16 protein-coding genes and 1 pseudogene are annotated in these 23,367 nt (G+C 46.3%); 4 read left to right on the forward strand and 13 right to left on the reverse strand.

The window, feature by feature from the left end:
* Nucleotides 1–603: 603 nt before the first annotated feature.
* The 10 genes and pseudogenes from D0S45_16805 to D0S45_16850 all read right to left on the reverse strand — a co-directional run bounded on the left by D0S45_16805 (nt 604) and on the right by D0S45_16850 (nt 12,548).
* Nucleotides 604–720, reverse strand: a pseudogene (locus D0S45_16805) (transcriptional regulator).
* Nucleotides 720–1,733, reverse strand: coding sequence for a hypothetical protein (locus D0S45_16810; protein ID TIH12810.1), 1,014 nt, complete (start codon nt 1,731–1,733; stop codon nt 720–722). The pseudogene D0S45_16805 and the gene D0S45_16810 overlap by 1 nt, the downstream one beginning before the upstream one ends.
* Before the next feature lie 17 nt (nt 1,734–1,750).
* Nucleotides 1,751–2,380: a hypothetical protein gene (locus D0S45_16815; protein TIH12811.1), complete on the reverse strand. Its 630-nt coding sequence runs from the start codon at nt 2,378–2,380 to the stop codon at nt 1,751–1,753.
* A 46-nt stretch (nt 2,381–2,426) separates the two neighbouring features.
* Entirely contained in the window at nt 2,427–3,305 is an 879-nt protein-coding gene (locus D0S45_16820; protein TIH12812.1) for a hypothetical protein, read from the reverse strand.
* The gene (gene dmsB, locus D0S45_16825) at nt 3,305–3,925 is read right to left on the reverse strand and encodes a dimethylsulfoxide reductase subunit B (protein ID TIH12813.1); all 621 of its coding nucleotides are present in this window, start codon (nt 3,923–3,925) and stop codon (nt 3,305–3,307) included. The genes D0S45_16820 and dmsB overlap by 1 nt, the downstream gene beginning before the upstream one ends.
* Before the next feature lie 14 nt (nt 3,926–3,939).
* The gene (locus D0S45_16830; protein TIH12814.1) at nt 3,940–6,378 is read right to left on the reverse strand and encodes a dimethyl sulfoxide reductase subunit A; all 2,439 of its coding nucleotides are present in this window, start codon (nt 6,376–6,378) and stop codon (nt 3,940–3,942) included.
* A gap of 195 nt (nt 6,379–6,573) precedes the next feature.
* A complete protein-coding gene (locus tag D0S45_16835; GenBank protein ID TIH12815.1) occupies nt 6,574–7,971 on the reverse strand; it encodes a sigma-54-dependent Fis family transcriptional regulator in 1,398 nt (465 codons plus the stop codon).
* A 29-nt stretch (nt 7,972–8,000) separates the two neighbouring features.
* Nucleotides 8,001–10,553, reverse strand: coding sequence for a response regulator (locus tag D0S45_16840; GenBank protein ID TIH12816.1), 2,553 nt, complete (start codon nt 10,551–10,553; stop codon nt 8,001–8,003).
* Between the two features lie 14 nt (nt 10,554–10,567).
* Nucleotides 10,568–12,226: a trehalose-binding protein gene (locus D0S45_16845; protein TIH12817.1), complete on the reverse strand. Its 1,659-nt coding sequence runs from the start codon at nt 12,224–12,226 to the stop codon at nt 10,568–10,570.
* Nucleotides 12,227–12,293: 67 nt separating this feature from the next.
* Entirely contained in the window at nt 12,294–12,548 is a 255-nt protein-coding gene (locus D0S45_16850) for a hypothetical protein (GenBank protein ID TIH12818.1), read from the reverse strand.
* 203 nt (nt 12,549–12,751) lie between these two features.
* Between D0S45_16850 and D0S45_16855 the strand changes: the two genes are divergently transcribed.
* The 4 genes from D0S45_16855 (at nt 12,752) to D0S45_16870 (ending at nt 19,558) form a co-directional block, all read left to right on the forward strand.
* Complete coding sequence (locus D0S45_16855) at nt 12,752–13,915, forward strand: cytochrome C (GenBank protein ID TIH12819.1); 1,164 nt, start codon at nt 12,752–12,754, stop codon at nt 13,913–13,915.
* 13 nt (nt 13,916–13,928) lie between these two features.
* Nucleotides 13,929–14,591: a hypothetical protein gene (locus D0S45_16860; protein TIH12820.1), complete on the forward strand. Its 663-nt coding sequence runs from the start codon at nt 13,929–13,931 to the stop codon at nt 14,589–14,591.
* 21 nt (nt 14,592–14,612) lie between these two features.
* Nucleotides 14,613–17,063 (forward strand): trimethylamine-N-oxide reductase TorA, encoded by a 2,451-nt coding sequence (torA, locus tag D0S45_16865; protein ID TIH12821.1) that lies wholly within the window; start codon nt 14,613–14,615, stop codon nt 17,061–17,063.
* A gap of 404 nt (nt 17,064–17,467) precedes the next feature.
* A complete protein-coding gene (locus D0S45_16870; protein ID TIH12822.1) occupies nt 17,468–19,558 on the forward strand; it encodes a methyl-accepting chemotaxis protein in 2,091 nt (696 codons plus the stop codon).
* Between the two features lie 491 nt (nt 19,559–20,049).
* Here the strand turns inward: D0S45_16870 and D0S45_16875 are convergent, their stop codons facing one another.
* From D0S45_16875 to D0S45_16885, 3 genes are read right to left on the reverse strand one after another with little or no spacing between them, the layout of a single operon-like run.
* Nucleotides 20,050–21,618, reverse strand: coding sequence for an ABC transporter ATP-binding protein (locus tag D0S45_16875; GenBank protein ID TIH12823.1), 1,569 nt, complete (start codon nt 21,616–21,618; stop codon nt 20,050–20,052).
* On the reverse strand, nt 21,560–22,393 hold the full coding sequence (locus tag D0S45_16880; GenBank protein ID TIH12824.1) for an ABC transporter permease subunit: 834 nt from the start codon (nt 22,391–22,393) through the stop codon (nt 21,560–21,562). The genes D0S45_16875 and D0S45_16880 overlap by 59 nt, the downstream gene beginning before the upstream one ends.
* Complete coding sequence (locus D0S45_16885; protein ID TIH12825.1) at nt 22,390–23,364, reverse strand: ABC transporter permease; 975 nt, start codon at nt 23,362–23,364, stop codon at nt 22,390–22,392. Before D0S45_16885 ends, D0S45_16880 begins: the two co-directional genes overlap by 4 nt.
* Between the last annotated feature and the right edge of the window lie 3 nt (nt 23,365–23,367).

The following is a 23,367-nucleotide window of genomic DNA, read 5'->3' on the forward strand; positions in this document are numbered from 1 at the left end:
CTCCCCGGATTGCTTCCAGAGCTATCTTGGCCTTGAATTTGTCCGAATGCTTCCGTCTTTTTCCTGTTTTGCTCATACGTCCTTCCTTATCGTTTTTAGGACGCAGACTCCACCTTAACTCGTGGTCCTAATTTCGGGGGAAAGCGCACAGTTTATTTTATACAAATTTTTTTTTGTGATTACCAACTGATCACAAATCAGTAGCCCAACACAGCAATAAAGCCGTTTTCACGGGACAAAATAACAAGAGTACGCAAATTGTACGCACTATTTCAGTTCAATCGCTCCTAAAAACCAAAGGCCCCACAATGCTATAACACACTGTAAGGCCTAACTTTTTATGGAGCCAACGATCGGAATTGAACCGACGGCCTGCTGGTTACGAATTGTCTGGCGGGAGATCAAATTTTCCGCCGGGAACGCCCGTTATCCCTTGATTCATAAGCCATTCCCCTATTTCAGCCTATTTCCAAAACTGCCGAAAACTACCTAAAACTACCGAGCTTTGTACGCAAATTTACGGACACTTTGCGGACAGAGTACGATAAGAACATTTACATTCCTAAAACAACATTGAAGTGCAGCTGAGGTAGTAGACAGTATTTAAAAACAGGTCGTTTTATAGCCCGAAATGCTTCTGCCCCACTCCTTCATCATAAAAATTAAAGGTCCGAGAGTCTCGCCGTATTCAGTGACAGAGTATTCGACTTTTGGGGGGACTACCCACCAATCTTACGGGCACAGATCTGGCAGTAGCCATTTTCCAGTTTAACAACATCGGCTCCACACCGCTTGCAGGTTTCATACGATGAAAAAAAGAGTGTACGGGGTGTGGTTTCTTGCAGCAACTCCAGCCCGCCAGCTTCACGACTGAGACATTTAGCTAGACAGGACTTCTCGCACAAACCGCAGTCAATGCATCGCCAGGCTGTAAACTGAAGCGCAAATTCACAGTCACTTCGGACAAGCTCCAATGCATTAACAGAACAGATCTTTGCACAAGCGCCACACCCCGTACAAGAGGAGGTCGCCGACACTTTAGAAATATGGAAATTTTCTGGAAGCATTCCGGTACAAGGAAGAAGCTGCAAAGCCTTATGGAATCTTTCCCGCACAGTTCCCTCAGCTTCAACGACTCCAAGCTCTGTAATTTTTTTCTTTTTAACAATATCCCTACGAGGGGCAAGCATTCCTATGAAGCCTCGCCGCGACACTTGATTCTTTGAAATCATTGCCCCTTTTTTTACTCTAGAGCTCTTAATCTTTCCCTTCATCTCCGGGCAAAAAGAAGAAAGTATTTTCATATTTTTAGATAAAACGACCGCACCGTCTCCCTTTTCACATTGCGCACAATTCCCATGTAAAAGGGTAATCTGGGTGCCCAGAGACAAGAACTGCGCAAGGGCACCCAGACTAAGCGAGGAAAGACATCCGGACAGCTGCCACACTCCATCTTTCTTAGATGTGGGGATAGCATGGCAACCGATACGGATGCCCAAGGTGTTGTCAGGGAGGTGAGAAAAATCAGGAAGTTTCGCGACTGCCGGATGAGACAAAGCACCACTGGGACAAACCGCGGCACAAGTACCGCATGATACACAGCGGCTGTAATTCAGCTCAGGCACCCCCTTGAGCTCAATTGCACTGGATGGGCATGCCTCATAACATTCAACACACTCTCCAGCCTTATAGCGGAGGCACTTCTTATTGTTGATTTCCGGCTTGAACGTCATTGTCCTATCCAGTTTACTTATTCAGCAAAAACATCCTCTAAAGAACCAATTACAGCTGCGCAAAACTCAGCAAAACGTCTGTAATATTCAGTAGAAGCTTTAGAACGGACCTCAACAAGGCACGGCAAAGCCCATTTGCTTAGATGGTTTTGCGCGAACTCACGGGCATCGTTAACATATAATTCCGGAGACCTATCACTTTCAACGCTCTCAGCCTGAGCGGCATTAAGAAATAGATAAGCCATGAACCCCAGCTCAAGCCCAATATGGTCGTCCGGCTCTATATTGATATTCGGTGCAGCAAGGCCGTGAACGTTATATAATTCACGCACTTCAAAAGTTGGTTCTCCGAACAACAGACGCTCTTTGGTTGTCCAGACAGACTCCCACATAGGAACAGACGACTCCGGATGAACAAACAAGGAATGATAATCATCTTGCAAGCTCTTAATATTTTTCTGTTCCTTTTCTACAACTTTACTAAACCTCTCTCCCAAGGCTTTAACGTCACCCTCTAAAGCCCATTCAGATAAGAGTTCCCCCGCGTCAAACTGATTCAACTGGTCAACTTCCGGAGAATGCAAAAACACCTTGCTCATAAAACCACAAAGAATTGAGACCGCCATATATTTTTCTGTCTTATCCATAAGCTGCTCATAGGGTCCGGAATAAATCCGGACCCTTTTTTATAAATTAAAGCCCCACTCTCAAGTAGGTACCATAAAACATAAGCCTACCCAGAACTTCGCCGGCAAAGACAAAAGCACAGGCGCAAATCCCGAATGTCAGCATTGAGCTGTATCCATCAGTAATGGACACCTTGTAAGCCCCCCAGACGAACAGCACTATCCCGACAAACAAGAGTAGCGTCCTGACAACCAACAGGCCGAGCCCGCTTGAAACAAGTATGCTGAGTCCAGAAACCCCGAGACTATTGCTTGCATCAAGGCTTATCATATCCAAAGGAATTCCTACGAATTTCAGTCCTACGCCCGAGACGGCTGCGAAAATAAACACTTTCATTGCCAAATCGCGGTCTTCTTTACTGAGTTCAAGGACACGCCTACTCTGCACGGCAAAGACTATTCCTCCGGCAACAGCTCCAACTACAAGCATAGTTCCATAGAAACCAAGCATGGTGGATAATCCATCCCAGACAGGAACAGTTTTAAGCATGTAAACTCTGGACATGGCATAAACAGACCCTAATCCAAGTATTATAGCCCCGGCAGACAAAAACGTAGCCTTGTTTTCATGACTTTTCATACGGACGCAGGCCAGTCCCAAAGCAAAAGCCACAAAAGCTCCAGTTGCCACAATTTCCCTGCTTAACCATGAAGAGCCAATATTCATAATGGTAAAGAAGCTGTGGGTTGGTGTTCCCAGATGTGTCAAAGAGAAGATCAAAGACGACACAGCTACGACACATACAACCGGAAGCTGCCATGAGAATGCCTTTCCTGCGTGATTCCCGGTAACCATTCTTGCAAGTTCGGAAACCAGAAGCATACCTATCGCCGCCTGAGCCAGGACAGTGAAAAGAACTAAACTCCATTCGTGAAAGAGCATCATTACACCTCCTCGGGGTTTCGAATCTTACCGGCACGCGAACCTGCCGGCTGCGCATTTCGGTTGGGGGTCAGCAGCAAATTGGGGAGGGTAATGGATGAATCAGGAAGAGGCGCCACCACCTGCAACTTTCCATATTTTGCAACCAAATCTTCATATTCTCCAAACTCCAAGGCACGCAGCGGGCATGCGGAGACACAAGCGGGTTCCTTACCTTCCGCAAGGTAATCCCGGCATAGGTCACATTTCCCCATCTTTCCTTTTTCAGAAAGATACTGAGGAGCAGAATAAGGACATCCCCATTCACAATAACGGCAGCCAACACACTTATTATGGTCCACACTGACAATTCCGTTTTCATCTTTATGCATGGCCTGAGTTGGGCAGGAACGCACACAGATCGGATTTTCACAATGGTTGCAAGAAATTGAAAGATAATAGGCGAAAACATCCTGTTCATAAGTCCCATCAGACTTACGGACCCAATCTCCACCGGCATATTCGGTAACGCGCCTGAAAAGCACATTGTCCGGAAGGTCATTTTTATCAATACAGGCGATCATGCATGTCTTACACCCGGTGCAGGCATCCATATCTATATAAAATGCAGGTCTCTTTATCATTTGTCAGTCCCCTCTTATGCTTTTTCAACCTGAACCAGATTGGTATGTTGGGGATTTCCCTTTGCCAACGGAGAGGTGCGTAATGTGGTCAGCACATTCACGCATCCGCCTTTGTCTGTTCCGTTTGCACCGGGGGTATACCATGCTCCTTCAGGCAGGCTAAGCACACCGGGCATCATACGCGGAGTAACCTTGGCCTTGACGATGACAGCCCCTCGATTATTGAAGACCTTGACTTCATCGCCATGAGCAATTCCTCTTTCCGCCGCATCAATGGTGTTAATCCACAATTCCTGCGGTGCCACTTTTTTCAACCAGTCAACGTTTCCGTAAGTTGAGTGAGTCCGCTGCTTGTAATGATGACCAATCAGCTGGAGAGGGTATTTTTTCTTCAAGGGATCGGACACGCCCTCCCAGGTAGGGACATATTCCGGCAGCCCGCTAATAACATCACCTTCAGGAAGTTCCCATGTCTTTCCGATTTCCCAAAGGCGCTTGGAAAAAATCTCCAACTTGCCTGAAGGGCTTTTAACCGGGTTGTTTTCAGGATCTTCCCTGAATTTTTTATATGGAACTGGAGGGAGTCCGGGATTTTTACTTTTGTATATTCCCATCTTGAACGCTTCACCCAACGTCGGCGGAAGATCCGGCAGTTTATTACGGGATTGCAAATAGATATATTCAACCCACTGCTCTCTGGTCCGACCCTCAGTATACTTTTTGCCAGCGCCAAGCCGTTCAGCAACTCCGGCACAAATGTCATAGATGGTGCGGCTTTCGAAAAGCGGCTCAATAACTTTCTCGGCAAAAATCACGTAGCCCATTTCCGAGGCAAAACCTTGAGGAGCAAAATCATCCTCTTCCAAGTTCGTAGTTGCAGGCAGCAAATAGTCTGCAAACTTCGCACTGGGGGTCATAAAGTTATCAATGACAACAATAGTCTCGCACTTGCTGTCATCAGCTAAAATCTCGGAGGTTCTGTTACAATCCGAATGCTGGTTAATGAGACAGTTTCCGGCGTAGTTCCAGATAAACTTGATGGGTGCCTTCAGCTTCTTGCGTCCCTTAACCCCGTCCTTGAGATCAGTCATTTCAGTTCCGCGCTCAATTGCATCGGTCCACATGAAACAGGAAATGGCTGTTTTCACAGGGTTTTCAAGAACAGGAAACTTGGCAAAAGGAACACCGTAGCCACTTTCACGCGCACCGGTATTACCACCTTGAACACCTACATTACCTGTCAAAATGGGAAGCATACTTACTGCGCGGCAGTTCTGCTCTCCGTTAGCCTGACGCTGAACAGCCCAACCTTGTGAGATATAACATGGTTTTGCCTGAGCAATCTCACGAGCCAACTGTACGATACGACGGGCCGGAACACCTGTAATCTTGGCAGCCCATTCAGGGGTTTTAGGCTGGCCGTCCTTGCCCTTTCCTAAGATATAAGATTTATAGGAATTTCCAGCAGGAACACCCTCGGGCATTGACTCTTCATCATAGCCCACGGTGCAACGCTTAATAAAATCATGATCAACAATATCCTCTGTGATCATGACATAAGCCAATGCGCAGATCAGGGCTGCATCGGTGCCCGGTTTGACGGGAATCCACTCATCAGCAAGGGTCGTCGCCGTATCGGTAAAACGGGGGTCAATAACTATGATCTTTGCATAGCCATTTTTTCTTGCCTGAGTAATATCATGTACAAGACCGCCACCACTCATACGTGTTACAGCCGGGTTATTACCGAACAATACAACAAGTTTGCTGTTTACAATGTCGGAAAGAGTGTTCCCACGAACCCAACCGTCACCGAATGTGTACGGCAAGGCCATATCAATCTGGGCATCACTGTATGTCCCGTACTGATTCAGATACCCTCCAAGAGTGTTCATTAGGCGGGCAACGGGAGTGGAACCGGTCGGCCATGACTTAGAAAGGACCGCACCAAGGTTACCTGTTCCATAATTTAAATAGACAGATTCATTACCCCATTTGTTAATGGTATCACCAAGACTTTTAGCGACTCCATCCAGAGCTTCATCCCAAGAAATTCGCTTAAACTTTCCTTCGCCCCGCTTGCCGACGCGTTTCATGGGATATTTCAACCTGTCAGGAGCATAAATCCTATGACGCATTGAACGCCCTCTAAGACAAGCCCTGACCTGATGATTTCCGTAAGCGTCATCCCCTTTGTCGTCGGTTTCAATTCTGGTGACGACTCCGTCCTTCACATGGGCACGTAAAGCACAGCGACTGCCGCAGTTTACGTTACATGATGTCCAGACGACCTTATCAGAGACAGGTTCATCACTTTCCACCGGGCGAAGTCCGTAAAACATTCCTGCACCCGACACTGCAGCTACCCCACCAAGGGCAGCACTCCATTTGAGGAAGCTTCTTCTTTTAACACTTCCCTTAGCATCTACTTGTTCTGCTTCTTTTTCTTTCATTGTTTACCCTCAATCGTTTATCTGTTCGAGCTTTAACTGCGAACGACTCATGTCACGGGTAAAGCCTATCAATTGTCGTGCCAGAACATAAAAATAACAATTTCAGACATTTAAGCATTTAAACATTCTCAACTTTCCACTACTTTTGGAAGAAAGAATCTTCTCACCCATTGTCTACTCCGATATAATTGGAAACTACTTCTTATCAATGCCGTGCAACTTTAGTTGAGCATAAACCCTACTTTTGCCCAACTCCGAAACAACACACGCTTTTTCCACATCCCCATCGACAATTTCCATAAGACGGACAAAGTAATCCTTATCGGCTTGTTCCATAACTTGCTGACGGAACTCCTTGTAGCTAACAATCTCTTTTTCCATACAGAATTCATCATTACCTGCTTCACGAGGAGTGAGTGAACTCTTCAAAGTTGCAATCCGGACTCTTTCCGGAAGGTGTTTAGCAAAAACTTCTTTACAGCTGGAGGCAGCAACAATGGCATTTTCAATTACATTGGCAAGCTCCCGAACATTTCCAGGCCACTCGTAACGCCCCAGCACCTCAATACAATCAGTAGAAAATGTTTTGGGTATTATTGAATTTTTTTTACATATACGCTCAGTAAAACTGCATACCAACTCTTCAATATCATTCCTACGTTCACGCAAAGACGGAAGTTTTATGGTCATTGCTCCAAGACGATATAAAAGGTCATTACGAAATACCCCTTTCTGAGACATACTGATGAGATCGCGATGAGTCGCAGCCACAAGGCGAAAATCACTTGAAACTTCCTGACTTCCACCGACAGGACGGTATTTTTTTTCCTGCAAGACCCGGAGTAATTTTTTTTGTAACTCAAGTGGCATCTCTCCTATTTCGTCCAAAAAAAGCGTGCCCCGGTCTGCTTCCAGTATTAAACCCTTGCTTGCATTCTCTGCTCCAGTAAACGCCCCTTTCACATGACCAAAAAGAGTACTTTCCAACAGCGTGGATGGAATGGAGGCACAGTCCACTATTACAAACGGCCTTTGTGCTCTTCGGCTGTTCTCGTGCAAGGCTCTGGCAAAGAGTTCTTTTCCGGTACCGGTTTCACCTGTGATGAGCAGGCTTGCTTCGCTCTGTGCCGCAGTTCCAAGCTTTTCCAGCGCTTGCCTGATTGCAGAGCTGTTGCCGATTACACCACATCGTTTTACAGAAAAGTTTGAGGCAATAGATTCATGAAGATTACTGCGATACTTGAGAACCCGCTGCAAGGGCAGCATTATTTTTTTGGGAGAAAGGGGTTTCTGTAAATAATCCCATGCTCCACTGCGGATAGCCAACTCAGCCCCGTCAGGATCGCCGAGACCGGTAAGAATTATTACCTCGGGAGACGCTTCGTGTTCCCTGAGCTGCGGAAGTATATCCAATCCGTTACCGTCCGGAAGCCTGATATCCAAAAAAACAACATCAAACTCCCCGGTCGTATTTTTCTGGAGTCCATCCCTGATACACAATGCACACTCTGCTTCGTGTCCCATCTTACGTGCTAATTCCATAAGCGAGTTGCAGGCTAAGGGATCATCATCAATTACAAGAACCTTTGCCATATCATGCCTCCATTTTACCAAAACGGTTTTTATTTAAATCCAGGCTCTATGTATCTTCGAACAGCTAAAGCCAACTCCTTAAGACTTACAGGTTTCTTAAGATACTCCCTGATTCCTATGGATATTGCCGCACTCGAATCAAAAGAATCACTATATCCGCTGCACATAATTATGGGGATATCACTCTTTTCATCCAACACCTTTTCAGACAGCCGGGCTCCGTTAAGACCGGGCATATTGTAATCCGTGATGATCAGGTCAAAATTCTCCGGCTTCTGCATGAAAAGCCGATATGCTTTTTGACTGTCTGTTTCCGAACAGACCGTATATCCTAAGCCTGTCAAAAATTCCGAACAGGATAAAACCAGATCCTGCTCATCATCCACTAAAAGGATACTGCCCGTCCCTTTTCCTAGCTCCATGCCGTCCAGCAAGGGAGCTGAAACATTCTCTCCTTCCCGCTCGGCCGGCATTAAAATCCTGAAAACAGTCCCCTTGGCCGGGATACTTTCAACCACAACCGCCCCGCCCCAGGACTTTACAATCCCCTGAACCACGGCAAGTCCCAGTCCTGTTCCTTTGCCGGGACATTTTGTTGTAAAAAACGGATCAAAAATTCGTGCAAGTTCATCAGGCTGGATACCTTCCCCGGAATCACGAACCTCAAGGACAAGGTGCAACCCTTTCCGGGACAATCCTTCAATCTCATGCTCACTTTGAATATTCTTCGAAGTAACAGAAATCGACAGCAGCCCTCCCGAAACTTCCATGGCATGGGCAGCATTGGTACATAGGTTCATCAGGACCTGATGGACTTGAGTAGGATCTGCAAAAACAATGGGTTCCGGGTCCACAATGGAATAATTAATTTTTACAGAAGCAGACAGGGAAGCCTGCAGGAACCGGACTGTTTCCGCGACAATAGGACCCACCCTCAATGACCGGACTTCTTCATGCCCCTTTCTGGTGAAGGTTAAAATCTGACTTACCAGATCCCGCCCCCTATAAGCTGCAGCAAGCGAAGCATTCACCTTGGATTGAATTTCCGTACTGGCATCTGTGTGAAAAATTTCTATCAACTCACAGCTGGAAATAATTACCCCAAGAATATTGTTAAAGTCATGCGCGATCCCACCGGCAAGGTTCCCTAAGGCCTCCATACGCTGAACACTCTGAAGCTGAAGTTCCTTCTCATGCAGTGAAATTTCAGCCCGCTTACGCTGCAAGGCTTCTTCAAAAGCAAAAAGGACCTCAACCAGTAATGCAATTTCAGCGGAAATGTACATTCTGTTTTTCCGCATAACAGCAATAACCCGCATAGGAATTCCATCAATAACCTGAAGGGGAACAATTATCAGGTGGTTCGGATCACGGCCAGCCTCGGCAATTGATAAAAGAGCCACCTGCCCATTGGAAAGCATCTCAATCTGCTCCTGCCCCAACGCGATTCCCTTTCCCCTTAACTCGCTCCTCAAAGCAGAATTCCCTTCTCCTTCCGTATGCAGAAAAGGAACCAACTCTTTTCTTTCTATCTCTCCCCAAAAAGCCTGCTCACTATACGAAATCGACTTTGCCTCAACTAAACATTGAGTCATGACGTCCAGTTCAGTGCGGCATTCAAGTGATCCCAACAAAACCTTATTTATAGAAAAAAGAGCTGCAGTTCTCTGGTTAACCTGCTTCTTTAAACTTCTATTCCAGACCAAAACCAGAACAACTATCCCCAAGACTATCCCCAGAACAGACAAAAGACCCATCCAGAACTTCCAGTTAGTCCAGATGGGTCTATAATGTAGAGTCAGCCATTTTTCCTCAATAACCTGACGTTCATGAGGGAGTATCATTGCCAGTCCCTTGCGGAGTATCTGTCCAAGGACAGGCTTATCTTTAAGAGAAGCTATCCGCAGATCAATGCTATAATTAGTAATTCCTGCAATTCTCAGGTTGCTGATACGCGCATTGGCTATATAGCGAGAGGCCAGGGCCATATCACAAATCAAGGCATCCACATCTCCGACAGCTAAAGACCGTAATCCCCCGATATACCCCCCGCTCATTGGAACGATAGTATAATCACCGGGGTAATGCTTCAGAAGATAACTGTCGAATTCAGGTGATACAGTTACACCGATCCGCATACCTCCTAGTTTTTCAAGTGTTAACTCATCCTTGAATTCCTTGCGGGTAATTATCGCAGCAGGGACATTGACATAAGGCTGGGTGAAGTCGAGAAATTTCCTACGGTCATCGGTCATCTCAAGAGCTGCGATAACATCAACATCCCCCAGTTCAACCGCATGCAGCACTTCACCCCTGTTCCTGAACCTTACAGGAACAAAACCTAATCCTGTTTTCTCATTGACCAACCGAATATAGTCTGCGCTTAGTCCTTCATACTTGTCCTTGATGCCGTATTCTTCATACGGAGGGTAATGAAAAGAAACCCCAACTCGCATATCTCTGTTACGCGCAATCCACTCCTTTTCTTCTTCAGTGAGTGGATTCTGCACGTCAGAAGGAATACATGACGTAGCCATCAACAGGACTAGAGCCAACACAAACGCTATAAATATTCGATTCATCACTCAACTGGTTATTATTTCCCAAACGAACACTTGGGAAAGGTGCAATTAGTACAGCCCAGACACATACCGCCATCTCCCATTTCTGCAAGATCGGCCCTGGTAATATCAACCCCTGACAACAATCTGGGGAGCAGCAAGTCAAAACTTGTGCGCTTAAAAAACAAAGCACAGGCAGGAACACCAATCAAATTTGCATTGCCGATCTTTCCAAGCAAAGTCATTGCCCCTGGAAGGATCGGTGCGCCATAAATCAAATCACGCGCTCCCGCATCAACAAGACCATGTCGTGTAAGATCGTCAGGGTCAACCGAAAGGCCCGCTGTTGTAATGATCAAATCACATTCTGCTTCCTGCAGCTTCAGCGCTGCATTACAAATTGTATCTCGCTCATCCGGAGCAAAAACAACATCAACTACAGAACATTCAAAACCAGCCAACTTGGTACGCAAAGTTTCTTCAAAACGATCTTCAATGGTTCCATCAAAAACCTCATTGCCGGTAATCAAAATACCTACTTTAGCCTTTTTCATAGGCAGAATTTTAAAGATAGGCCCCTGATCCAGAACACGCATTGCCGCAGTAAAATCACTGCGCTGCATATAAAGCGGGATAGCTCTTGTTCCTGCAATCTCGGCCCCCTTGCGCACAACAGTCCACCCTTTTCTAGAAGCAGACATGACTCCGGGACTAAGGTTGAAAGCATTCAATCTACTACGATCAACAACCAGTAAACCATCGCTCTCGGCCTTAAGTGTTACCTTGCCTTCATGCGGCTCCCCTCCAATGGTGACGCCAGATCCAGACATCGCCTCAGCAAAAGCCTTTGCACATTCGTCTTCGTGCACCCAGTCCTCGCCAAGCTCATCCTCTTGAATAAAAATCCGGTTCTTCCCCATCTGCTGCAATCTGCACAAGTCACCAACATCGAAAGTATGCCCCCTGCGGAAAGCAGCTCCTTTATCCTCACCGGGAATAATCTGAGTCATGTCATGGGCTGCTTCTTTTCCGACAGCTTCTTCTGCATTCAAAATCTTAACCTGTTCCGGAACCGGATAGAGAACGCTCTCAGATACTGCTGTAGGCAAATATGGAGACTCACCTCTGCAGGATCGGCAAATCGTGCCATGAACAACCGGGTATGCCTCATTACATCTGGGGCAGATTGCAATATCTCCCTTGCTACGCTTAACGAGCTGACCCTCGGCAACATTTATTCTTTTAATGGAAAGGATATCCGGACCATAAACACCAATCTCATGCCTCAATAACTCTGAATCCTGATCCTTCTTGGGTTTAGCTTTTAAAAACCAGACACGAATTTCAGAATCTTCGGGAATCTTTTCGAGATCAAGCCACACCCGAACCCCTTCACCGGTGAACTTATCGTATAAGCTCATGCCGTAAATTCCAAAATTCATGACCCGCATCCAACCATTTCCAATGGTACAGGGAGTCAACATTTGAATAGCATCAGGAAGGCACCATGACGTTTCCGAAATAGCCTCGTATAGAACATCTTCCGGCATATACCGCAAAGCTTCGGTCACCATATACCCACCCACAAGAAGCCCCGGAGCCGGATAATTATGAAACAACCTAGCCATCTCAATAAATTCTTCAAAAGAGTACTTACCTATCGCCCTATACGCATCAGCTGTGGATAAATTCATTGTAGTCACGAAAAGTTCCCCCCTGGTTTAGTGTTTTGATCAAACTAAAGCAAAGATCAAACCAAACCTAAAAACCAAAATATCTCTTTAATTTCTGACACATAAGAAAAATCATCTCAACAAAAAAACACTTCTTTTCCAAAAAAAATGGAACCGCCCCTATCTGTTTTCTATGTTGCCTTCCAATTTTTATGGAAACTGATATCTCCTCGATTCTAACAATTAAGGAAAACTCAAAGCGCAGTTCACGCAGTCCTCGAAGCACACAATCCCCACTTATATTAGTGATAGCGAGTAAATAAAACACCGCAGATAAACTCACCAAGATCACCCTTCCACATCCAAATCAATTGGAAGATCTCCCGTTTTACTGGAGCATTCCACTTTTATTGTTTGTTTAACAAAAAGACACTCTCACCAAACACTTGATTTAATGAGAAAAAGAATTTCAAAAGCCATGGCACCCTACTTGCTTTGCCGACCTCAGGGCGAAACACCCTGAAAAAGGATAAGAGGAGATTATTAATGGCAAACAAACAAAAAGCAGGAAGACACAGACTTCGGTGGTTAAAAAAAGGATCAGTCTATGCACTGCTATGCATCTTTGTCGCCGTCGGAGCCGGAGCCGGGACAATAAAAAATGAAGGTGATGGTGATGGAAATGGATTGTGCTTGTCCTGCCACACTATGAAACAAACAGTCTTCCCTGAATTCAAAAAAACAAAGCATTTTTCCAACCCTTCCGGGGTCAGGGCGAAATGCTCATCCTGTCATGTTCCGCAGGCTGTCTTCCCTATGCTTAAACGAAAAGCAGCATCACTGACTGAAATTGTCAGCTGGATGAAGGGAACCATTGATACCCCTGAAAAATTTGAAAAAAACAGACTAAGACTGGCAAAAAATGTTTGGAAGGATTTCAAAGAAAACGATTCCCGTGAATGTAAAAACTGCCACCACGTGGAAGCATTTGATTTTGCCGCATTCAAAAAAGCTGATTCCGTAAAGACAATGAAGAAAGGCTTGGAAGAAGGCCAAACCTGCATCGACTGCCATAAAGGAATTGCCCATACAATGCCGGACCTCTCAGCAGGATTCCGAATGCTTTACGAAGAGATTAAGGAAGACGCCCAAAACGGGGACTTCAATGCCGAAGCAGTTTACCCCATAAGCATAACCTCCTGTTACATGGAAAAGGATGGCCCTAAAGCAGGACGGGTGCTTCCCCTCACCAAACTTGAAGTAATTGAAACATCCGGAGACTGGGCCAAAGTACGCATCCAAGGATGGCAGCAAGTCGGTGCTGAAAGGGTAATCTGCGAAAAAAGCGGTCGCCGCATATTCTCTGTTGCACTCAGCAAAAGCGCTCTGGACAAAGTAATAAGCGGTCCTCCCATAGTCGATACCGATACAGGCCTCTGCTGGAACACAGCCGAATTCGACTGCTGGATAAAAGGGGGCCAATTTCTTTCCGATATCAATCGGCTTAACGAATACGGCAGTGAACTTCATTCCGCAGCATGCGGGGGCTGCCACGCCCAGACTCCGGCTACCCACTTCACTGCAAACCAATGGATCGGCGGGATAAAATCCATGGGCAACCGCGTTTCCCTGAGCAAAAACAATGCGCGTTTCTTGCTGAAATATCTACAATTAAGGGCTTCAGACATTGTCGGACAATCCCACTCATAAATAAGGAAAGATCATGCAGAACGAAACCTTGAATCAAACTGAACACAGAATACTGCTTCTACGTTGGTTATCAACTTTGTTTATGCGCGAACTCACTCTCAAAGAAGTTGAAAACTACAAGAACAACGCTGGAAAAGAACTTCTTGAACAGTTTCAGGAGGCCTTCCCGGAAGCCATTGAACTGGAACAGATAAAACAACTGCTACATAACCGCCAACCGTCTGCTGATACGACTCTTGATTTCGCATCAGCATTTTCATGGCTGTTTCACGGCGTGGGAGGGCCTAAATCGGCCCCTCCACATCAACATGCATGGTCGGAAGCATCCGACGGAACTCAAATGCAGTGCATCGACCAATGCCTAAAACTCATGGCTGAATGCAAAATGGGCCTTGAGCCCTGCTGCACCGAACCTGCCGATCATGCAGCTATTCAGCTGGAATTTCTGGCATACCTTGAAGAAAATTCATACCTGAATCCTGACAAATCATGGGACGAATACCATGAAAAATTTATCAGGGATCACATCAATGTATGGTTCCCACAATTCCTAAACGCCTGTGAAAACAATGACCGTAGCAAATTTTACGCGTCCCTGGCCTCACTTACCCGAAGAATTCTACAACTACCGTTAACGCCCGACTGGACTTCCAATAATGCTGCTAAAGCCAGCTAAAAACAATAAAAGGAGGATGGTGTGACTAAATCAAAACAAACTAACCCCCAAGGACTCTCCCGGCGCAAATTTTTAGGATATGCTGCTGCCGGAGTAACCGCATCACTACTCGGACCTTCCATGTTGATCAGTTCAGCCTATGCTTCCGCCACGGGAGCAAACAGCGGATCGTGTGCGACTTTCTGGGGTATTTGCAAACTGCATGCTGAGAACGGCCGGATCATTAAAGCTGAACCCTTTGATAAGGACTGTTCTGTAAACGAAATGACGACCAACATGCCGGGATTTGTACACTCCCCTGCTCGCGTAAAGTATCCCATGGTCCGTAAGGATTTCCTGAAGAACGGACACAAATCCGACGCTTCAAAACGGGGAAAGGGAGAATTCGTTCGAGTCAGTTGGGATAAGGCCGCTGAATTGATCGCTCAAAACCTAAAGCGTATTCAAAAAGAGTACGGCCAGGACGCCGTGTATGCTACTCCAAGCGGCTGGTACATGCTTGGTAAAGTAAACAGTGCAGGAGCGTGCATGAACCGCCTCTCCAACATGATGGGGGGATTTGTGCGCGCCATGGGTGATTATTCCACTGGAGCATCTCAAGTTATCATGCCCCATGTTGTGGGCAACATGGAAGTATACAGCCAGCAGACCTCATGGCCAGTCATCGTCGAAAATTCTGATGTTGTTGTCATTTGGGGCGGTAACCCCATGAACACCCTGCGTATATCATGGCCTGCGCCAACGCATAAGGGAATTGAATATTTCAAGGAACTAAAAAAACGCGGCAAGCGCATGATCTTTATTGATCCTACCCGCAGTGAATCCATTCAGGAACTCGGAGGAGAATGGATCGCGCCCCGCCCCAACACGGATGTTGCCATGATGCTTGGCGTAGCTCATGTCATTCAAGATAAGGGCTTGACCGATAAAACTTTTATTGACGAATACACCACCGGATTTGATAAATTCCTGCCCTATCTTCTCGGTGAGTCAGACGGCATCCCTAAAACACCTGAGTGGGCTGAATCTGTATGTGGAGTTCCGGCAAAAACCATCCGTGAACTAGCAGAAACCATTTCTAAAAACAGATCAATACTAATGAGCGGCTGGGGAATCCAACGGGCTGACCACGGTGAACAGCCACACTGGATGCTGGTAACTCTGGCATGCATGCTGGGTCAAATTGGCCTGCCCGGCGGCGGATTCAGCATTGGACACACATACTCCAGTCAGGGCACCCCGTTTGCAAATGCCCCGGGCGTACCAGGCATGTCAGGCGGCAAAACTCCCAAAGGAGCCCCCGCTCCGATACCGACAGCACGCAATATTGATATGCTGCTCAATCCTGGTAAAACCATTGATTACAATGGACGCAAGATCACCTATCCTGACATCAAAATGGTATACAACGGATATGGAAACTCCCATACCCGCCAACCGCAACGTGAATCCGCTGTTCGCGCATGGCAAAAGCCTGAATGCATCGTAGTCCACGAAATGTTTTGGACCCCCACAGCACGTATGGCCGACATCGTGTTGCCCATCTCCACCCCGGCAGAATACGCTGACATAACCACCAGCGAAGACGGCCGTTTCCTGATCCCTCTCAAACCCGCCATTGAACCGTTATATGAATCAAAGCCAACTTATGAAGCATTTGCCTTTGTGGCTGAAAAACTCGGTATCGGAAGCAAGTTCACAGAAGGAAAAACGGGAATGCAATGGCTCGAATCCTTTTACAATCAGGCCGCCGCAGATGGAAAACGTAAAGGGATAAGCATGCCTCCCTTTAAAGAATTCTGGGACAAAGGCGAAATCCTAGAATTTAAAGTTCCAGAATCAGCCAAAGACTGGGTTCGTTACAGCGATTTTCGTGAAGATCCGTTACTTGAACCGCTCGGAACTCCCTCCGGAAAAATCGAAATATTCTCAAGGACTATTAAAAAGATGGGTTACGATGACTGCAAAGCGCACCCATCATGGATTGAACCGGCCGAATGGCTTGGATGCAAAAAAGCCAAGACTTACCCGTTACATCTGCTGACTTCGCACCCGCGGCATCGGCTGCACTCCCAGAACAACCATGTAAAGGAATTGCGCAAACTCTACACGATCCAAGGCCGTGAACCGATGTGGATCAACAAAATTGACGCAGAGAAACGCGGCATTAAAAACGGCGATGTCGTACGCGTCTTCAACGATCGTGGACAAGTTTTGGCTGGAGCACTGGTAACGGATAACATTCGCCAAGGTGTTGTGCGCCTATGCGAAGGAGGATGGTATGATCCTGTAGAACCCGGCAACCCGAAATCCCTGTGCGCATACGGCAGTGCCAACGTCCTCACTTTGGATAAGGGAAGTTCAAAGTTGGCGCAAGCCGTAGTCGCAAATACCAGTTTGGTTCAAATAGAACCATATAAAGGAAAATTGCCTGAAATCAGCGTATTCGAAGCACCAAAAACTAAAAAATAACCGCCACTCCACTTCCGCTGGTTTCACGTCAGACCCGCCCCGTTCCTCCACGGGCGGGTCTTATGTTTCATTACTCTAGTAAAGCAGACATCTAATACAAAACTCATACATTCTGTGACAATTCTAAACAGTGCTCACAATTATTTGCAAACTTTCTTATAATAATAGAAAAAAACACTCATGAGAATACTTTAGTGCAATAGGAAAACAGACTTCTTTACTACAGTATAAAACTCAAAGTCTATACCTAAAAGAAGAAAATAACGTAACCAAAATCAAGGAGAAGCAAAAAACACAGATACGACAAAAATGTCATACATACAATAATGAAATAGTATTCATGTCGACAATACAACAAATAAACATGACACAAGCAACTAATACTTAATAAGGGGTGGTTCAAAATGAAGTTGAGTATTAAAAACAAACTGATTGTATTGGTTCTAATTTCAGTCCTCGTATCAATCGGGGGGTTGTCTGGGATAGTATATTTCAAAACAATTGAGATGGCCGAAAGCTCTTTTGCAGATTCGTCTTTGAGTGAATTAAAACAGGTTAATAATTTCATTTCAGAGTATATGAAGCAAACACAAATGAATGCAAAGTTTCTAGCTATTGATAGTTCGATTACTGCTTCGTATGGAAAGAATCCTAACCTAACTCTGGATAAATCCATTGATTATATTTCTCGTGATATGTTGAGTGAAGAGGGACTCATAATTCACGATTTGTTTGCGAGTGTGGCAAAAAGTCACCCAGCATACAGCTATGTATACGTAGGGATGGATAACGGCGGATACAATATGTACCCTGAAGGCTCCATGCCCAAAGGATACGACCCTCGAGCTCGGCCTTGGTACGAAGAGGCTATGAGATCTTCTGACGAAATGCACGTCAGCAAAGCATACCGCGCAACTACCGGAACCCCGGTGAGCACAATCACCTCTAAAATCAGAAAAAATGGGCAGGTTATCGGCTTAGCCGCTATTGACATCAACCTTGCGACACTCACAAACGTAATCACGGATATCAAGTTCGGCAAAACCGGCTATGTTATGCTGCTGGAAGCAGACAACACAATTCTTTCAGATCCGGTCCATGATAAATATCTGTTCAAACAAGCAGACAGGGTTGAAAGCCCAGGGCTGGATATTTTGTCCAAACTCGAAAACGGCGTAGAAGTAATACACTTAGATGGAACTGAAAAATTTGCACGAGTCTATACTTCACCTGAACTTGGCTGGAAGCTCATTCTTATGGTTGATAAGACTGAGATTCTCGAGGACGTTCACGATACTCTTTTTGACATTGCAATCATCGGACTGATCATTGCCTTAGCTCTAGGGTTTGCAGGATGGATTATTGCCAGATCCATAGTCATTCCTATTCATCTTCTGGTTTCTGCAGCCCAATCCGTATCCAAAGGCGAGTTTGATGCAATTCCCGAAAGCTCAAAATTCAACGGAGAGTTGCTGACACTACAACAAGCATTGAAAAATATGGTTGCGGAACTTAGCCAGCTGATCCAGGTTTCAGAAGAGAAAGGACTTGAAGCTGAAGAGCAAACCCGCCTTGCCAAAGAAGCCCTGTCTCAAGCAGAAGAGGCAAGAAAAAAGGCTGAAGAAGCTAAGCGCGAAGGTATGTTGCAAGCTGCCCACCATCTTGAAGAGATAGTTGGACAAGTTACCAGTTCATCGACGGAACTTTCTTCGCAAATTGGTGAGTCAAGATCTGGAGCAGAGTTACAACTTGCTAGAACCACTGAGGCATCAACTGCAATGGAACAGATGAATTCTTCCGTCTACGAAGTGGCTCAAAATGCTTCTAAAGCAGCAGAAAGCGCAGATGAAGCAAAGATACAGGCTGAAAACGGTGGACGCATTGTAAATAATGTCATTCAAAGCATTGTAGATGTTCACTCGGCAGCAGAAGAAATGTCCGGAGGACTGGAAGATCTGGGCAAAAGAGCTGCAGGCATTGGAAATGTCATGAACGTTATCACCGATATTGCAGACCAGACAAACTTATTAGCTCTAAATGCCGCCATTGAAGCAGCACGTGCAGGCGAAGCTGGCCGTGGATTTGCTGTTGTTGCAGACGAAGTCCGTAAACTTGCTGAAAAAACAATGGATGCCACCAGTGAGGTCGGCGAGACAGTTTCCGCAATTCAATCTGGCACCCAAAACAGCATCAACGATATGGAAAGAGCTTCGGAGATGGTGCAGAATAGCAATAGATATGCAACAGAAGCAGGAGATTCCCTTTCTTCGATTGTTGGAATTGTAGAGTCTACTGCAGATCAGGTTCGCGCAATAGCCACAGCATCTGAAGAGCAGTCAGCAGCGTCTGAGGAAATCAACCGAAACACTGAAGAGGTGAATCGGATTGCCTCACAAACATCTCAAGCAATGGAAGAGTCTACACTTGCTGTTGATGAACTCTCACATTTATCTGAAGAACTACAAAGTGTTATCAATGGATTGAAAAACGTTTAACATTAGCTAAATAAACATTCGTAGCCGCTTCCAGTTGTGGAAGCGGCTTTTAAACCACATCAAGCTACCTAGCCGAGTAAGTTGTTATCTCTCAGTCAAAAACTAAATTTTGCCCTCTCCCCTACTCACCTTTTTTACTATCCTAATTTTTCAAGCCTGTTCGAGAGAACAGGCTTTTTTTGTGACTTCTAAAGGGTTCCTGCCTTTCCGCACTAACTGAAAACGACGCTGGATCATGCCAACTTGATCCAGACGACGCTGAAGGTTGCAGCTCAAACCACCGGAAGGTTTCTTCAGATATTTCAGCCTAAATATAATCGTATCCGTAGAACACGAACGATAATAATCTTGAAACAACATAGTCCATAGACACTTCAGTAAAAACAACAATAGGGTCTGTTTTGTACCACATTTGTACGCAAATTTTCGGACAGTTTGCGGACAGGGAGATTACTTCCATATAAATCGATTTCAAATCATTAAACTACTGCTCACACTAGGTCATCCCCCACCTTGAACTCGTCCAAATTCAAAATTCTGTCTGAAACCTTGCGAGCCATAAGCAAATCGTGAGTTATAAGCAGCATGGACATTCCGGTCTTCTCCTGAGTATCCAGCAAAAGCCTTAGAATCTTGGCCTGAGTGCTGATATCCAGCGCGGACGTAGGCTCATCAAGAATCATGACCCGCGGTTTACGAACCAAAGCCCGGGCCAGAGTAACACGTTGTAACTCCCCTCCGCTGAGACTATGGGCCATTTTTCCCGCGGCCGCAGGGGACAGCTGGACCATTTCGAGCATTTTACTCACCTCTTCCACTCTTTCGCTTTCACTATACTCTGTTTCCAAAAGAAGCGGCTCCTCAACCGCTTCACGAACCGTAAAATGCGGGGCCACAGATGCTCTCGGATGTTGCGCCAGATATGATACTTTTGATCGGAAATCTTTGCTTTTGGCAGAGACAGATTTACCTTCGAAATGAATATCTCCACCACTTAATTTTTCAAGTCCCATAAGAGTGTGAGCCAGTGTGGTTTTCCCGCAACCGCTTGTCCCCACAAGGGCAAGGGTTTCTCCTTCCAAAAGGTTGAAACTAAGTTCATTCAAAAGCGAAGTTTCGTGCCTTTGGATACACAAACCTTTGCATTCAATGACCCGGATAATCCCTCCACGATGACAGGCAACTGAATGCTCTTCAGTTCCGGCAAGACTGGGCGGGGTTATTCTGCACTTTTCGGTTCGCTGGGTGCAGCGGCAGTAAAAGGAACATCCTCTATCTTCCAAGGTGGTCTTATCCGGTATACCCTGCAAATCCTTAATCCGGTCCGGGGTTATTGCCGTGCGTAACAACCCTCTACCGTATGGGTGGCGGGGTTGCTCAAGAACCTTTTCAGTTCTTCCTCGCTCAACGATACGCCCTCCGTAAAGTATGGCTGTCCAAGGGCAGAGCTGCAGGGCCACCTCACGATCATGGGTAATGATCATTATGTACTTGTTTGGAGCTATGCGCTTAACAAGCTCAAGAAATCCATCCCTTGAATTACCGTCCAGAGCGGCGGTCGGTTCATCTAAAATGAGGCAATCCGGGTCATTGACCAGCACTGAAGCCAGCAGTGCCCGCTTGAGCTGTCCCCCGCTGAGTTTTCGGGGATAAGCATTCTCCAAATCAGGGTCAAGGCCTACTGATTCAAGCCTTTTTCTGGCCTGCTTCCAGCGCTCGGTTCCATAGCGGCCCTTTGATCCTGGTGTTTCCGTTATCTGGGAACCAATGGTGCAGAAAGGGTTAAATGCGTCATCAACGTCCTGATGGAGCATAGCGCATTTTCTGCCCCGATATCCTGAGTCCTCCGTGATCTTTCCCAGTTCATACCCTGATCCGTTTAAGAGAACTTCCCCGGTAGTCACTCCGGGAGTCATACCTAGAACAGCCAGTCCGAGAGATGTCTTACCGGCCCCGGATTCACCGAGAATAGCCAGAGGTTCCCCTTTTTTAAGTGTCAGGTTAATTCCCTTCAGTGCACTCTTGCCGTTGTATGAAATGCTCAGTTTTTTTATTATCATGATTATTTATCTTTGGTTTCGCGAGATATTCCCCAACATTAAAAATTAGCAGCAGATACAACGACAGGCTGACAATTGGCGGCAACATCAGCCAGTACCACGCATTAGTATGTATATATTCAAAACCCTCCTGCATAATTCCACCCCAGGACGGAGTAAGAGGGTTTACAAACCCCAGAAAGGCCAACCCTGCGTGCTTAAGAGTCGCACGACGCGTCGAGGCTACTGTCCGGGCTGAAGCAAGCCGCAGTATCGCCGGAGCGATATGCTTGGAGAAGATATGCATATGCCCACCGTTGAAAAGTCGAGCCGCGTACACAGAGTCGCGGGCCAACTCGCTGCGGATTGCCACTGCAAAAATACGAATTTCTCCAGCCCACGAAGTGACCACAAGGATGAAGATAAGCCCCAACGGGCCGGGCCTTAAAAAAGTTGCCAACAAAAGCAAAAGCGCCGTTTCCGGCAAGGCAATCAGAATATCCACCAGCAGCATGATGAAGCACTGCACTCGGGATGAAGTGACTTCTGTCAGATAAGCCGTCATAATCACCAACACAACGGTGATAATCCCGGCACTTAACCCCACCCCGATGGTTGCGATTGCGCCCAGAGCAAGTAGGCTCAGAGTATCCATGCCTGTTGCCGTGGTTCCAAGCCAGTGTGCTGCTGACGGCTGAGCAAGTATGTCGGTAGACACATGTACATTCGGCAAGGGAATAAATAGAATAGAGAATGTCACGCCCAGTATAGCCAAAAGAGATATCAGCTGTTTCATGAACTTATCCTATGCAACAGACTGTCATTGACCAGATCAGCCATGAAGTTGAATAAAAGGGTACAACTACCGATGGTCAGCATCACTCCTTGAACGGTCGGGTAATCGTGAGTTTGCAGACTTTCAAAAACCAAAAGTCCCAGCCCCGGGTAGGTAAAAACGATTTCCACAAACATGGCCCCGCCCATGAGCGCAGCCACGCTTTTACCGACTCTGGCAAAGACAGCCGGAGTAATGCAGAGCAGCAGGTGCTTATATTTGATGGTTCGGGGATGAATGCCTTTAGCCAGAAAAACGCTGACAAATGGTTTACCCTTCCAGCGTAAAGCTTCGGCCCGCAGCAGCAGGAACTGGTTTGGAACTTCGTGAAGCATCAGACTCGCTACAGGCAAAACAGCGTGCCAAGCCAGATCGGCAAGCCTACCGCAAGCAGTCTGGGGCAGAAAAATTGAGCAGCCCCCTGAGAGCGGGAAGAAATCAAACGTTATGGCGAATGTCCTCAAAAGCAACATGGCCAGAATAAACGGAGGGATACAGTTCAAAATCATAAAAAAACTGATCGTTCCCCGGTCAAACCTTCCCCCTTCATCCCAGGCTCCCCGCAAACTAGCAAAAGCGGCTAGCAAGGTGGAGAAAATCAGGGTCAGCCCAGTCAGTGCCATGGTCCAAGGCGCAAAATCCAATATCAAATCAAGAACCTGTCGGCCATGATGGTAGGAATAGCCGAAATCCAGACAAACGACTCCGGCAATATATTTAATAAATTGCTCCCCTAGAGGAGCATTCAAATGCATCTTGACAATCAAGGCCTCCCTCGCTGCGGGAGTAAAATCCGTAACCGCCTCTTCTCCATAAAAGACCAGCAAAGGGTCCCCCGGCAACAGACGTGGCAGCATGAAATTCACCAGCAAAAGAAGAATAAAGGCAGCGGCAAACTTAAGAGTCTGCCGCCACTTGGAATTATTGGACATAAA

Source organism: Marinifilum sp. JC120 (assembly GCA_004923195.1).
In the GTDB taxonomy this organism is placed as follows: domain Bacteria; phylum Desulfobacterota; class Desulfovibrionia; order Desulfovibrionales; family Desulfovibrionaceae; genus Maridesulfovibrio.

Bases quoted from the DNA above. Each gene is read 5' to 3' on its own strand.
- D0S45_16810 (TIH12810.1), bottom strand. From the start codon at position 1,733: ATGACGTTCAAGCCGGAAATCAACAATAAGAAGTGCCTCCGCTATAAG.
- D0S45_16870 (TIH12822.1), top strand. From the start codon at position 17,468: ATGAAGTTGAGTATTAAAAACAAACTGATTGTATTGGTTCTAATTTCA.
- D0S45_16840 (TIH12816.1), bottom strand. From the start codon at position 10,553: ATGAATCGAATATTTATAGCGTTTGTGTTGGCTCTAGTCCTGTTGATG.
- D0S45_16815 (TIH12811.1), bottom strand. From the start codon at position 2,380: ATGGATAAGACAGAAAAATATATGGCGGTCTCAATTCTTTGTGGTTTT.
- D0S45_16820 (TIH12812.1), bottom strand. From the start codon at position 3,305: ATGATGCTCTTTCACGAATGGAGTTTAGTTCTTTTCACTGTCCTGGCT.
- D0S45_16885 (TIH12825.1), bottom strand. From the start codon at position 23,364: ATGTCCAATAATTCCAAGTGGCGGCAGACTCTTAAGTTTGCCGCTGCC.
- D0S45_16835 (TIH12815.1), bottom strand. From the start codon at position 7,971: ATGGCAAAGGTTCTTGTAATTGATGATGATCCCTTAGCCTGCAACTCG.
- D0S45_16830 (TIH12814.1), bottom strand. From the start codon at position 6,378: ATGAAAGAAAAAGAAGCAGAACAAGTAGATGCTAAGGGAAGTGTTAAA.
- D0S45_16845 (TIH12817.1), bottom strand. From the start codon at position 12,226: ATGAATTTATCCACAGCTGATGCGTATAGGGCGATAGGTAAGTACTCT.
- dmsB (TIH12813.1), bottom strand. From the start codon at position 3,925: ATGATAAAGAGACCTGCATTTTATATAGATATGGATGCCTGCACCGGG.
- D0S45_16860 (TIH12820.1), top strand. From the start codon at position 13,929: ATGCAGAACGAAACCTTGAATCAAACTGAACACAGAATACTGCTTCTA.
- D0S45_16880 (TIH12824.1), bottom strand. From the start codon at position 22,393: ATGAAACAGCTGATATCTCTTTTGGCTATACTGGGCGTGACATTCTCT.
- D0S45_16875 (TIH12823.1), bottom strand. From the start codon at position 21,618: ATGATAATAAAAAAACTGAGCATTTCATACAACGGCAAGAGTGCACTG.
- D0S45_16855 (TIH12819.1), top strand. From the start codon at position 12,752: ATGGCAAACAAACAAAAAGCAGGAAGACACAGACTTCGGTGGTTAAAA.